Below are 12,801 nucleotides of genomic sequence, written 5' to 3' on the forward strand. Positions count from 1 at the left end.
CCGTTCCTTTCACCACCGGAGGCCGATATCCTCAATCGTGGCCCCGGCCTTGGCGGATGTCCACGACCTCGGAGGTCATGGACAACCTCAGACCGAGATCGCCCGCGGTTCCCGCTTCTGCGGGATCGCGCTCCGAAAACCGCGCAGCCGCAGGCTGTTCGCGACGACGAAGACGCTCGAGAAGGCCATCGCCGCGCCGGCCAGCATCGGGTTGAGCATGCCGAGAGCGGCGACCGGGATCGCGGCCACGTTGTAGGCGAAAGCCCAGAACAGGTTCGACCGGATCGTGCTGAATGTCTTGCGGGACAAACGGATCGCGTCGGCCGCGCTCCGCAGGTCGTCGCGGACGAGCGTGATGTCGGATGCCTCGATGGCCACATCGGTGCCCGTCCCCATGGCGATGCCGAGATCGGCCTGCGCGAGCGCCGGGGCGTCGTTGACGCCGTCGCCGACCATGGCCACGGTCCGGCCATCGCCCTGCAGTCGGGTGATCACGTCAACCTTGTCCTGCGGCAACACCTCGGCATAGACCTCATCGATGCCGACCTCTGCCGCGATCTGCCGGGCCACCGCCTCGTTGTCGCCGGTCAGCAGGACCGGTGTGAGCCCGAGTTCCCGGAACATCGAGATCGCCTCGGCGCTGGTCGGTTTGACGGTGTCGGCGATGACGAGGATGCCACGGGCCTGACCGTCCCAGCCGACCGCGACCACCGTCTTGCCCTCGTTCTCGGCCCGACGCTTGGCCGCAGCGAGTTCGTCGTCGAGGTGCTGCGACCAGTCGGCCAGCAGCGATTCCCGGCCGACGACCACGGCGTGACCGTCGACGATCCCGTGCACCCCCTTGCCCTCCACGTTCGCGAAGTCCTCGGGAGTGGGCAGCGTGCCGGTTTCCTCGGCGGCACCCGCCGCGATGGCCCGTGCGATCGGGTGCTCCGAGGCATGCTCGAGAGCGCCTGCGAGCCTGAGCAATTCGGCGCGATCGGTCCCGGGTCCGGTGATGACGTCCACCAGAGCCATCGCACCAGTGGTGACGGTGCCGGTCTTGTCGAGCACGATGGTGTCGACGCCGCGGGTGGATTCCAGGACCTCCGGCCCCTTGATCAGCACACCCATCTGGGCACCGCGTCCCGTGCCGACCAGCAGCGCGGTCGGCGTGGCCAGTCCCAGCGCGCACGGGCAGGCGATGACGAGCACGGCGACGGCGGCGGTGAACGCCGCGGTGGCGCCGAATCCGCCGCCCAGCCACGCGCCGAGTGTTATTGCGGCGATCGCGATCACGATCGGGACGAAGACCCCGGAGATGCGGTCGGCCAGTCGCTGCACGTCGGCCTTGCCGGTCTGTGCGTCTTCGACGAGCTTCGCCATCTGCGCCAGCTGGGTGTCCGAACCAATGCGCGTGGCACGGACGACAAGTCGTCCGCCCGCGTTGACGGTCGCACCCGTGACGGCGTCTCCCGCGGCAACCTCGACGGGCACCGATTCACCGGTGAGCATCGACGCGTCGACGGCGGAGCTGCCCGAGGTGACCACACCGTCGGTGGCGATCTTCTCCCCCGGGCGTACGACGAACTCGTCGCCGACCGCGAGATCCTCGACGGGGATGGTGGATTCGACGCCGTCACGGATCACCGACACCTGTTTGGCACCCAACTCCAGGAGCGCGCGGAGTGCCGCGCCCGCCTGGCGTTTGGATCGCTTCTCGAAGTAGCGGCCGGCGAGGATGAACATCGTCACCCCGGCCGCCGCCTCGAGATAGATGTTGTTCGCGCCGTCGGACGGGGCGATGCTGAACTCGAAAGGGTGTGTCATACCGGGTGTTCCGGCGGTTCCGAAGAACAACGCGTACAGCGACCACCCGAATGCGCTGAGCGTGCCCAGTGAGATCAGGGTGTCCATGGTGGCGGTGCCGTGCCGCAGGTTCGTCCAGGCGGCCTTGTGGAAGGGCCATGCGGCCCACAGCACCACCGGCGCGGCGAGTGTCAGGGAGGCCCACTGCCAGTTGGTGAACTGGAATGCGGGGACCATCGCCATCGCGATGACCGGCACCGACAGGATGATCGCCCCGATCAGTCGCGTGCGCAGCGAGTCCAGTTCCGCATCGGTCTCGGGTTCGTCACCGTCGGTGTCGTCGGTCTTCTTCGGTGTGGGCAGGGTCGCCGTGTAGCCGGCGTCCTTGACGGTGGTGATCAGCTTCTCGCTGTCGTATCCCGCCGGCGCGACGACCTTGGCCTTCTCGGTGGCGTAGTTGACCGTCGCGGTGACGCCGTCGAGTTTGTTGAGCTTGCGTTCGATGCGGTTCGCGCAGGACGCGCAGGTCATCCCACCGATGTCGAGTTCGTAGTCCGATTCGCCGGTGGTCGTGGGCGCACCCATGACTGCTCCTCCTGTCGCTCGGTCGCCGCTACTCATCAGTGTCCACCCGGATGCGAACCGTGGGCGGCTTCCGGTGCACCCGTGCCGGTGGCGTCCACCACGAAGGTCGCGGTGTGGACCTGTCCGTCGACCTGGAAGTCGAGGTACATCAGGTAGCGGCCGGGGGTGGGAGCCTGCGACATGAAGGCGATGTTCGGCCCGGAAGTCTGTCCCGGCTTCGGATCGGCGCCCTCGGCGTGCACATGCAGGTAGGCGAGGTCGCCCTGGCGAAGCGCCACCAGGTGTCCGAAGGCGCCGAGGTACGGTTGCAGGCCGGTCACCGGACGGCCGTCGCGGGTGATGGTGATGTCCAGGTCACTTGTCTTGTCGGCGAACAGATCTCCGGTCAACGCGACGTCGAAACCGTCGACCGAGTCCGTGGTGCGCACTGCCGTCGACACCTCGGGGATGAAGTCCCCGGCCGCGTCGACCGTGCGGGTCAGCGTAACCTTCGCGGGATCGTCGCCGGCGGTCTGGAAGTCGGCGAAGACCCGGTACGTGCCCGCGGCCTCCCACTGCCAGGGCAGGCTCCACGTGCCGGTGGAGCGGTCGAGCGTCGGATGCACGTGCCGGTAATGGCTGCCGTCGCTGCGCACGACCATCAGGTGCAGGTCCTTGTCGTGTTCGGCCGCGAAGTCGGTGACCGGTCGACCGTCGTCTGTCCGGATCTGGAACGAGAGCGTCCCCTGCTCACCGACCCGCGCAGGTGCGGTCACCGGCGAGAGCAGATAGCCGTCCTGTGCGAGCGAAAGTCCGGGCTGCGCACCGGCATTCGACGGAGTCGCCATGTCGCTGTGCTCGGAACCGTGATCTGACATGCTCTTCTCCTTCCAGGAGGCGACGGCACTGTCCGGAACCACCACGGCCGCGATCCCGAACGCGGCGGCGAAGAGCGCCACCAGCCCGGCCCCGAAGATCGCCAAACGCCCGGCCGCATTCATCGGATGTGCTCCCCTTCGCCCGGATACCCCCATTAGGTATCAACAGTGGCGAGGGTATACCCCTCAGGGGTATCTAGCAAGGGTCTCCCGGAACTCCCCACCGGACTGTCGGCTTGCGCTGCTGAAAACGTCCTCGTGAGCGCGCTCCGAGGGCAATATGCCCTCGGAGCCTGCTGAGGACGATGCTTTCAGCAGCTATCCGTCGGTCTCGACCGGGAACAACTGGGTGCGTCCGACGCACGCGTCCCGTTCGGCAGCGAGAGCAGCCCTCCGCGGATCAGCCATGAATCCGTCGAAGCCGGCCTGATTGTCGAAGGACAGGATCTGCACCTCGTCGGGATTGCCGTCCGAACCGTCGCTGCGTACCCGCTGGATCACCTGGCCACCGTGTTCGGTAAGCAGGGCGAGCACCGTGTCCTCGTATGCGCGGAGCCGATCAGCCTGCCCGGGCGCCGCCCAGAGAAGGCAGCAGAGAACGATCCGTTCACGGTCTGTCATCTGAGTATTCTCGCAGGTTCGCAATGGCCCGGAACCCCGCGCACGCAACCGGTGCAGCACATCTTGTGCCCCCACCAGGGCTCGAACCTGGGACCTGCGGATTAAAAGTCCGTAGCTCTACCAACTGAGCTATAGGGGCGCAGACCCTGCCGGAGCAGGGCGACGATGAGTTTACAGGTTGGGTGCGGCATCGGATCGACGCCCCACCCACGTGTCAGTCGTCGATCAGGGAGGCGTCGGTGGTGAGTTCGACGGTGACCCACACGTCGTGGCCGAGGGCGTCGAGCCGGTCGGTGATGTGGCGGCGAACGGAGTCCTCGTCGTCGACCTGCCACTCGCCGTGGTCGACGAGGAAGTCGACCTCGACGTAGAGGCGGCGGCCCAGTTTGGTGGAGCGCACGACGGGCGCGCCGAGCCCGAAGGTGATGCGGGCGTCCTCGACGATGTCGTGGACCGCGGCCAGCAGGGCGGGCGGCGGCGCGGCTTCGAGAATCTCCCGAAGACCTTCGCGGATCAGGCCGATGGCGAGTGGCACCATGGCGGCGCAGGCGAGCAGCACGAGCAGCGGATCCACATATCCCGCAGCATCTTCCATGCCATTGCGGTGTAGCGCCAGGGCGACGCCACCGCCAATACCGACCATCAGGCTCAGCAGCGCACCGGCCCGCCAGGACACCAGTTCGGCCCGCGCGAGTGCCGACCGCGTGGCGTACCGGCGGAGCCACAGCGCGATCAGCAGCGACACCAGGCAGGACACCACGCCGTAGAGCACCACGCCGAGCGGCGCGGCCTCCGAGCCACCCTTCGTGATCACTTTCACCGCGTCGGCGGCACCGTAGAACAGGGTGCCGAGCAAGGCTGCGCCCTGAAGTGCGACGGCGAGCGGGGTCGCGGCGGATCGACCGAAGGGGTATTCGAGGCTGGGCTCGGCATCCGCGATGCGTGAGGCGAGGATCGACGCACCGACGAGCACGATGCCCGCGAGCATGTACACGCCGTCGAACAGCACGATCCGCGACGAACTGACGATGCCCCACAGCACGGCACCGATGCCCAGCACGGCCGTCGCGACCAGGCTGATCACCAGTGCGCGCTGCTCGACCCGATTTCTGTGCGCAGTCACGCAATCAGTATCGGGGATCGCGCGGTTCGTGGCCGGTGATCTCGATACGCAGGCTCGCTGCGCTCACGTGCTACTCGATCAGCAGTTGCGGCGTCCGGTCAGCTCGTGAGGGCGCCGGTGGGCGCGTGCACGACCGCGTCGACCGCGGCGACGAAGGGCGGGACGAAGGCCTGGGCACCGATCACGCAGCAGGCGTGGCCGCCGGCGACGTCGAAGCGGCGTGCGCCGGGGATGCCCTCGACGAGAAGTTCCTGCCGGGCGGGCTCCACGACCTTGTCGCGGGTGGACACCACCACCGAGGTGGGTACGTCGATCTCGGAAAGCCAAGGACGGGAATCGAATTCACCGAGCCCGTCGCCGAATTGACCCATATGTGAGAGCGGGGTGGAGAAGAACTGCCGCATGGCCCACACCGTGGTGTGCACGGAGGTGTTGTCGAGGCGACTGACCGGCGGGGTCGGTACCACCTTGTCCAGCAACGTCATCCAGCGGCCGCTGCGGTGCGCCTGGGCGCGCAGTTCCGGATTGTGGGTGCTGAAATACGGTCCGGTGGAACAGAGGACGAGGCCGTTGACGCGGTCGGGATGGCGGCGCCACGCGAGCTGTGCGATGCCACCGCCCATGGAAAACCCTGCGGCCGCGAAGCGTTCGATACCGAGGACGTCGGCCAGGGCGATCACGTCATCGGCGCAGTCCTCGAGATGGAATCCCTCGGACCGGATTCCGCGGCCGTGCCAGCGCTGATCCATCGTGATGACCCGGTAGTTCTGGTTGAGCACGGGCACCGTCGGGTACCAGCACAGCAGGCCCGTCGTCAGAACCGAATGCAGAAGGAAGACGGCGGGGGCGTCCGACGGTCCGGAGTCGGTGACGTAGGTGGCGCCCCGGTCGGGCAGATCGACCATCGTCCCGGCGGGCACATCACGCACCGGGTGGGGCCGCAGGACATGACCGGCTGCGCGGGTCACCGCCCGCGGAAGTTCCCTGTTCACCACATAGACGGTACGCCTCATCGGGCGAAGTATGGTCTTGTGACCCACCGCACAGGGGCTGCGTGACATCATCGATGGATGATCGACATCGCCCGACCGAAGATCGAGGGGTCCGTCGCCGTCGGCGAGGGTCGACGGATCGGATTCGCGGAATTCGGATCGGCCACCGGCCGCGCACTGTTCTGGCTGCACGGGACGCCCGGCGCCCGCAGGCAGATACCCACCGAGGCCCGCGCTTATGCGGCCACCCACGGAATGCGGATCATCGGACTCGATCGTCCGGGTGTCGGATCGTCGACGGCGCATCGATACGGGTCGGTCGCCGACTTCGCCGACGACCTGATCGCGGTCGCCGATTCTCTCGGCATCGGCGAGTTCGCGGTGATCGGACTGTCCGGCGGCGGACCGTACGCGCTGAGCGTGGCGCACCGCCACCCCGATCGAGTGGTCACCGCGGGCATCCTCGGCGGTGTCGCACCGACGGTCGGCCCGGATCGCGTGACGGGCGGCGCGATGCGACTCGGCGCCGCCACCGCCCCGCTACTGCGGGTCGCGGGCACTCCGATCGGGAAGGTCCTCAGCTCGGCACTCAGTGTTGCCCGGCCCATCGCCGAGCCGGCCATCTCGGTGTACGGCCGACTCTCGCCGCAGGGCGACCGGGAACTGCTGTCGCGCCCGGAGTTTCGCGCAATGTTCCTCGACGACCTGCTGCACGGCGGGTCCCGGCGGATGCAGGCACCCTTCGCCGACATCGTGGTCTTCGCGCGGGACTGGGGGTTCCGGGTGCCGGAGATCGTGGTTCCGGTGCGGTGGTGGCACGGCGACCGCGACCACATCATCCCCTACCGCCACGGCGAGCACATGGTGTCGCTGCTGCCGGACGCGTCGCTGTACACGATGCACGGCGAAAGTCACCTGGGCGGGCTCGGCCTCTCCGAGCAGATCATCGCCGAACTGATGACCGTGTGGAACGAGAAGCGCTGACCGTCGGCGCGTGAATCAGGGTGCGGTGGTCGACAATCCGACGGCCAACCCCAGCACCACACCCATCACGATCAGTTCCAGCGCGGCCAACCGCACCGACGACCGCTCCGGCATGCGATGACGATCGGCCGCGGGCACCCAGTGACTCCGGTGGCGTGCACCGAGAGCAATGAGGACGGCGGCCCCGGCAGCCTTGGCGATGAGCACCCGGCCGTAACCGTTGTCCAGCAGGTGATTCGGCCCACCCACCTCGATGACGCCATCGACGACACCGGTCAGCACGATCACCGCGACCACCCAGATCGCGCGGGCGGAGAATGCGGGAAGCGTTGCGGCCCAGCCGGAACGCCCTCGCACGGTCATGACCATCGCGGCGAGCGTGCCGCACCACCAGGCGGCGGCCACGGCATGCACCCCGATGAGCACCGGTCCGACGGCGTGGGTGCCCGGATGACCGGAGACCGACCCCGCGAGCAGGCCGATACCCGCCAGCACCGCGATGACCGGGATCGGCGGCGCGGCCCGCCCGGTGAGGATCAGCGCGGCGACGGCAACCACCAGAATCGCGACGATCAGTGCGATGAGATCGGCTGTGCCCGAACCGATCACCTCGACGAACTGGCCCACGCGGACCCGTACCGGCGAGACATCGACCTGTTCGGCGGTGCGCATCCACGCGGTGACCAGCACCGCGACCACCAGCACCGCGCCCGCACCGGCCACAACCCGCATCGACGGCTCCGGGCCGATCGCCGGCAATGCCCCCAGTCCGAGCAGAAGCGCACCGGCCGCCACCGCGACGGACGACGGCACGGAGACGGCACTCGGCCCCGACGGTGCGGCGAGCACCCAGCACAGGCCGAGCCCGGCAAGCATCGCGAACAGCACCGCACCCAGGATCGTGTACCGCAGGCTCTGCGGTATCGGTCCGGCGGCACTGCCCGCGTTGCTCATCACGGATCAGTGGCGACCGGCACGCCGGGTACGCCAGAGCATCAGCCCCAGGCCACCGCCGAGCACCAGCACCGCGACAACGATGAACGGCCACAGGGGCGGACCGTCGTCCGACGAGGACTCCTGCGCATCGGTGGCGGAGGCACCCGGGGTGCCGTTCCCGGCGACGGTCACGGTGAAATTGCGCTTCCCGCCGACCGGATGACCATCGGCCGAAGTCACCCGATAGTTGATGGAATACTCTCCGGCAGGACCCAATTCGCGCAACTTGACACTGATGGTCGGACCACTGACGGTGGGTTCGCCGTCCTGCCAGAAGTTCCCGTCGGGGCCGACGACCGTCATCACGGCGTACGACGGTTGCAGCGCCTCGTTGAACGTGATGCTGACCTTCTCCGGCCCCTTGTCCAGTGACGCGTTCAGTTCCGGGTCGGACGACACGACGGTGGAGTGCGCCGACGCCACCGGTGCCAACCCGGCACCGGCGACCATCATCGCCAACAACCCCAGGAGCACCGCCACGGCGGTGGCGCCGCGGCTACGCATCGGAAACCTGCCGACGGCCGCGTGCGAAAGCCGCCACACCCGCGACCGCACCGATGGCACCCAGCACCAGACCGATGCCTGCCATCCAGCGGGCACCGCCATCGGTGGACGACGAGTCGGATGCCTCGGCGTGGCCGGCCGATTCGGTTGCGGCGCCGGAGCTTGCGCCGTGTGCGCCATGGTCGTGGCCTCCCGACGACGCCGGCAGTGCCAGCGTCGGTGCCGGGTGTTCGGGTTCGGTGCCGTCGTCACCCATGGGCTGTGACCAGTCGACCTTCTCCCCGTCGGCGTACGTCTGGAGGGCAGGCAGGGAGACCGAATCCTGTTCCGGGAACGGGCCTCCGGACAGGCGGAACTGACCGAACTCCCCGACCGGGATACCCGCGGTGCCGGGCAGGGCCGTCCAGGTGATCGACGTGACCTCGGTGGTGGCCGGGTCCTTGGCGACGGTGGCCTTCCAGCCCGGCATCGCCTCCGGCCGAGCCGATTTCAGCTTCGGCAGACGGACGGTCAATTCGGTCGTCGGCGCGGTCTCGGATTCATTGGGCACCACGAGATTCACCACTCCGTAGCCACCCTGGGTGACGGTCGGCGCATTCGCGCTCACATGTGCGGATGCCGTGCCCATACCGGCGGCGGCCGCCACCGCGAGAGCGGCGACGGGCAGGGCGAGTCGACGCGACCATCGGAGGGTCGTCGAAATGCTGTTCATCAGCGAATTCCTTTGTGGAGTTGTCGCGGGACGCCGCGGCGAACACGCCGGGCGCCAAGGTCTTCGGCCCGCGTCAGACCGACTTCACCCGATAGTGGATGGTGCCGGTGATCCGATGCCCATCCGCCGCGTACACGCGATAGCGGATCTCGTATCGTCCTTCTCCCGCATACAGATTCGTCCGCTGGACGACTTTCCTCCCGGAGACCGTCGGAGTACCGACCTTCCAGGAGTGCCCTGAACTGTCACGCACGGTGATGGAGACACCCTGCGCACGGATCGGCGCGCCGAAGGTCAGCGTCACCCGCACGGGCGCCGCGTACAGCACGCTGTTATTGCGCGGCGTGGCTCGCACCAGTTCGTATCGGACCGGACCGGAATCCGGTGTCCGCGCACCCGGTGCACTCGACGAGCCCAGGGCCGCCAGCGGATCCGCGCCGGCGCCGGGAGCGCCGGTGATGCCGAACAGTCCGGCCACCAGGGCGAGCGTGGCGACGACGATCGACGATCGGGTGAGTGCGCGCAACGGGGTTCCTCTCGGGAAGAAATCTGTGGGAGATGACGGGCGACGGCGGGCCGTGGAGCCGTCGCGGACGCGACGCCGCCGGTGAGCGGTGCCGGATCGGATCAGGCGGTCAGTGGTGGTCCGCGCAGTCCCGTACCGCCGACGACCAGCCGGGTCCGCACCGGGGGCGCGGACCAGAAGGGCGTCGGCCGTGCCGGGATTCCGGCGACCGCCGGCGCGGCGATCGTCCGGATCGTCGACGTGAGGACCGAGAGCAGAAACGCGCCGACGACGATCAGCACCGCACTGAGCGGGATCGCGACGACGTGCGTGAGGAGCATGGCCCCCGGAGCGGAGACCGCGGACGACGAGCCCCCATGCGCGCCGTGGCCGACACCGAGCGCCAGGTGCGCGCCGATCTGCGCAACCGTCAGCAATACGGAGGTCGATGCCACCGCGGGCAGGAGCCGACGACCGGTCCGCGGGCGCCACATCAGTGCGACGACGGCACCGATCGCGACGGCCAGCAGCATGCCCGCGCTCGACGGCATGACACCGGAGGCCAGACCGTGCGCCGCGATCCCCACCGTGGGGACGACCAGCGCCGCCGCGACGCGCATCGGCGCGTGCGGTGAACGGTCGGAGGTGGCCATGGCCGTCAGTCTAAGTGGACGTCGTACGCGGGCCGAATCGTCACCGGCATGCGCGTACCGGATACCTCCCCTACGCTGACGACCGTCGTCGACGAAAGGGGTCTGACGTGGCGATAACCTCCCGTATCAGCTCGGGTTCGCCTTTTGAACCGACCATCGGATTCTCCCGGGCCGTGGTGACCGGAAACCGGGTCCTGGTCTCCGGGACGGGACCGGTGTGGCCCGACGGCTCGTGCAGCCCGGACGCCGAGGAACAGGCGGTCCGCTGTTTCCAGATCGTCGAGCAGGCCCTCGCCGAAGCGGGTGCATCGCTCGACGATGTGGTGCGCACACGCAACTACCTGACGACCCCGGACGCCGCGGATGCGGTGATGGCCGTCCACGGACGCCTGTTCGGCGAGATCCGCCCAGCCGCGACGATGGTGATCGTGGCGGGACTGCTGGATCCGCGGTGGGTCTACGAGGTCGAAGTGGAGGCGGAGATCAGTTCCCACTCCTCCGCAGGGTGACGCGATAGGTGTAATGCTCGGGCAGGAAGTAACTGACCGCGAGTTCCACGGCATCCCCGTCGGCGTCGCTGTAGAGACGGTCGACCCGCAGGACGGGATGTCCCACAGCACAGTCCAACTGTGCCGCCACCTCGGGCTCGGCGAGCGCAACGGTGATCGACTGCGCCGCTTCCACAATCGGACGTGGCAGTAGCGGTTCGAGAAGACCGATCATGGTGTGCGCGCTCCGCGCCCCCGCCGCCACCTCGGGACGGTCGGCCAGCAGCCTGGCCACATCATCGGGCCACGACACCGTGGTCAGCACGAACGGGACGCCGTCGTGAAAGCGCCGAAAGACCATGCGGTACACCAGATCCGTGTCGAGCCGTAGCCGACCGGCGGCATCCAGGTCGACGAGCCTGCGCGGCGCCGCGACGACCTCCATCGTGGTGTCGTCCGAGAGATTCATGAGATCTTCGATGGAGCCGAGTTGCCGGAGATAGCGACCGCCGCCGTTCTCGGTGGCGAAGGTCCCGCGCCCGGGCACGCGGTAGACGACGCCCTCGGCGACGAGATCCTGAAAGGCCCGGCGCACGGTCTGCCTGCTCAGACCGTGGTGTTCGGACAGCTCCGATTCGGTGGGCAACCGCACCCCGTCGCGGTACCGTCCCTCGGCGATCTGCGCGCGCAACGTCCCGGCGAGTGCGCGGTACGCCGGTTCCGGCACGTCACAGCCCTCCGCGGGAGACCAACTGTGCGGCAATCACATTGCGCTGGATCTCGTTGGTGCCCTCACCGACGATCATCAGCGGCGCATCCCGGAAGTAGCGCTCGACATCGAATTCCGTCGAATACCCGTATCCGCCGTGGATACGAACGGCGTTGAGCGCGATCTCCATCGCCACCTCGGAGGCGTACAGCTTGGCCATACCCGCCTCCATGTCGCAGCGTTCGCCGCGATCGTACTGACGCGCCGCATGCCAGGTGAGTTGCCGGGCCGCGGTCAGTTTGGTCGCCATGTCGGCAAGGTAATTGCCGATCGACTGATGCTTCCAGATCGGCTGACCGAAGGATTCACGCTGCTGGGCATAGGCGAGCGAATCCTCCAGTGCCGCAGTCGCAACGCCGAGCGCCCGGCACGCCACCTGGATGCGCCCGGTCTCCAGGCCTTTCATCATCTGCCCGAAGCCCTTGCCGGGTGCGGTGCCCAGAATCGCCGACTGCGGCACCCGATAGCCGTCGAAGGACAATTCGCAGGACTCGACACCCTTGTAGCCGAGCTTCGGCAGATCACGGGACACCGTGAGACCGGGGCCGTGTTCACACAGCACGATGGAGATACCCCGGTGGCGCGGTTGCGCTTTCGGGTCGGTCTTGCAGAGCAGCGCGATCAGACCGGATCGTCGCGCGTTGCTGATCCAGGTCTTCGAGCCGGAGATCACCAGGTCGTCGCCGTCGACCTTGGCGACGGTCGCCATGTTCTGCAGATCCGAACCGCCACCCGGTTCGGTGAGCGCCATCGTCGCCCGCATCTCGCCGGTCGCCATGCGCGGCAGGTAATTCCGTTTCTGTTCGTCGGTGCCGAACAGCGTGAGGAGTTTGGCCACCACGGTGTGGCCGCCCATCGCGCCCGCGAGACTCATCCAGCCGCGCGCCAATTCCTGGGTCACCTGTGCATAACAGGGCATCGAAACGGGACTGCCACCGAATTCCTCCGGCACGGCGAGCCCGTAGATCCCGATCTCCTTCATCTGCTCGATCCACTGCTCGGGATAGGAGTTGGCGTGCTCGACCTCCTGGACCGTCGGCTTCACCTCGCGGTCGACGAATGCCCGGACCGTCTCCACCAGGAACGCTTCCTCGGGATTCAACTCACTCATCGACCGCATCCGCTCCTTCACCCGAACTCCGATTTGTACGGCCATATTCATCGGCCACCCACCCGATGTCAAGGTCTTCCATCGTGAGCTGGGCTCTGGTAGGTGTGTGTGGA

Annotated in this window: 14 protein-coding genes and 1 tRNA gene; 2 read left to right on the forward strand and 13 right to left on the reverse strand. The window is 67.9% G+C overall.

What is annotated here, in order from left to right:
• Window positions 1-87: 87 nt before the first annotated feature.
• From AC4JJG_RS03105 to AC4JJG_RS03130, 6 genes are all read right to left on the reverse strand, one after another.
• A complete protein-coding gene (locus tag AC4JJG_RS03105) occupies window positions 88-2,373 on the reverse strand; it encodes a heavy metal translocating P-type ATPase (protein ID WP_495398994.1) in 2,286 nt (761 codons plus the stop codon).
• A gap of 35 nt (window positions 2,374-2,408) precedes the next feature.
• Complete coding sequence (locus AC4JJG_RS03110; RefSeq protein ID WP_495398993.1) at window positions 2,409-3,353, reverse strand: DUF8832 domain-containing protein; 945 nt, start codon at window positions 3,351-3,353, stop codon at window positions 2,409-2,411.
• A 195-nt stretch (window positions 3,354-3,548) separates the two neighbouring features.
• Entirely contained in the window at window positions 3,549-3,851 is a 303-nt protein-coding gene (locus AC4JJG_RS03115) for a hypothetical protein (protein WP_495398992.1), read from the reverse strand.
• A gap of 66 nt (window positions 3,852-3,917) precedes the next feature.
• A tRNA-Lys gene (locus AC4JJG_RS03120) sits at window positions 3,918-3,990 on the reverse strand.
• Window positions 3,991-4,065: 75 nt separating this feature from the next.
• The gene (locus tag AC4JJG_RS03125) at window positions 4,066-4,974 is read right to left on the reverse strand and encodes a cation efflux transmembrane domain-containing protein (RefSeq protein ID WP_495398991.1); all 909 of its coding nucleotides are present in this window, start codon (window positions 4,972-4,974) and stop codon (window positions 4,066-4,068) included.
• A 98-nt stretch (window positions 4,975-5,072) separates the two neighbouring features.
• A complete protein-coding gene (locus tag AC4JJG_RS03130; protein ID WP_495398990.1) occupies window positions 5,073-5,987 on the reverse strand; it encodes an alpha/beta fold hydrolase in 915 nt (304 codons plus the stop codon).
• Between the two features lie 57 nt (window positions 5,988-6,044).
• Between AC4JJG_RS03130 and AC4JJG_RS03135 the strand changes: the two genes are divergently transcribed.
• Window positions 6,045-6,950, forward strand: a complete 906-nt coding sequence (locus AC4JJG_RS03135) for an alpha/beta fold hydrolase (RefSeq protein WP_495398989.1) — start codon at window positions 6,045-6,047, stop codon at window positions 6,948-6,950.
• Window positions 6,951-6,965: 15 nt separating this feature from the next.
• On the opposite strand, the gene AC4JJG_RS03140 is transcribed toward AC4JJG_RS03135, so the two are convergent.
• The 5 genes from AC4JJG_RS03140 to AC4JJG_RS03160 all read right to left on the reverse strand — a co-directional run bounded on the left by AC4JJG_RS03140 (window position 6,966) and on the right by AC4JJG_RS03160 (window position 10,320).
• Window positions 6,966-7,904, reverse strand: coding sequence for a copper resistance D family protein (locus tag AC4JJG_RS03140; RefSeq protein ID WP_495398988.1), 939 nt, complete (start codon window positions 7,902-7,904; stop codon window positions 6,966-6,968).
• Between the two features lie 6 nt (window positions 7,905-7,910).
• On the reverse strand, window positions 7,911-8,450 hold the full coding sequence (locus tag AC4JJG_RS03145) for a copper resistance CopC family protein (RefSeq protein ID WP_495398987.1): 540 nt from the start codon (window positions 8,448-8,450) through the stop codon (window positions 7,911-7,913).
• Window positions 8,443-9,162: a YcnI family copper-binding membrane protein gene (locus tag AC4JJG_RS03150; RefSeq protein ID WP_495398986.1), complete on the reverse strand. Its 720-nt coding sequence runs from the start codon at window positions 9,160-9,162 to the stop codon at window positions 8,443-8,445. Before AC4JJG_RS03150 ends, AC4JJG_RS03145 begins: the two co-directional genes overlap by 8 nt.
• 73 nt (window positions 9,163-9,235) lie before the next feature.
• Window positions 9,236-9,688 (reverse strand): copper resistance CopC family protein, encoded by a 453-nt coding sequence (locus tag AC4JJG_RS03155; RefSeq protein WP_495398985.1) that lies wholly within the window; start codon window positions 9,686-9,688, stop codon window positions 9,236-9,238.
• A 101-nt stretch (window positions 9,689-9,789) separates the two neighbouring features.
• A complete protein-coding gene (locus AC4JJG_RS03160; RefSeq protein WP_495398984.1) occupies window positions 9,790-10,320 on the reverse strand; it encodes a YtxH domain-containing protein in 531 nt (176 codons plus the stop codon).
• Window positions 10,321-10,427: 107 nt separating this feature from the next.
• Here AC4JJG_RS03160 and AC4JJG_RS03165 point away from each other — a divergent pair, with 107 nt between their 5' ends.
• A complete protein-coding gene (locus tag AC4JJG_RS03165; protein ID WP_495398983.1) occupies window positions 10,428-10,829 on the forward strand; it encodes a RidA family protein in 402 nt (133 codons plus the stop codon).
• Here the strand turns inward: AC4JJG_RS03165 and AC4JJG_RS03170 are convergent.
• A complete protein-coding gene (locus AC4JJG_RS03170; protein ID WP_495398982.1) occupies window positions 10,804-11,535 on the reverse strand; it encodes a GntR family transcriptional regulator in 732 nt (243 codons plus the stop codon). The two genes, AC4JJG_RS03165 and AC4JJG_RS03170, sit on opposite strands and share 26 nt — an antisense overlap.
• Before the next feature lies 1 nt (window position 11,536).
• Complete coding sequence (locus AC4JJG_RS03175; protein WP_495398981.1) at window positions 11,537-12,688, reverse strand: acyl-CoA dehydrogenase family protein; 1,152 nt, start codon at window positions 12,686-12,688, stop codon at window positions 11,537-11,539.
• Window positions 12,689-12,801 lie beyond the last annotated feature (113 nt).

Source organism: Gordonia sp. B8661-1 (assembly GCF_059427765.1).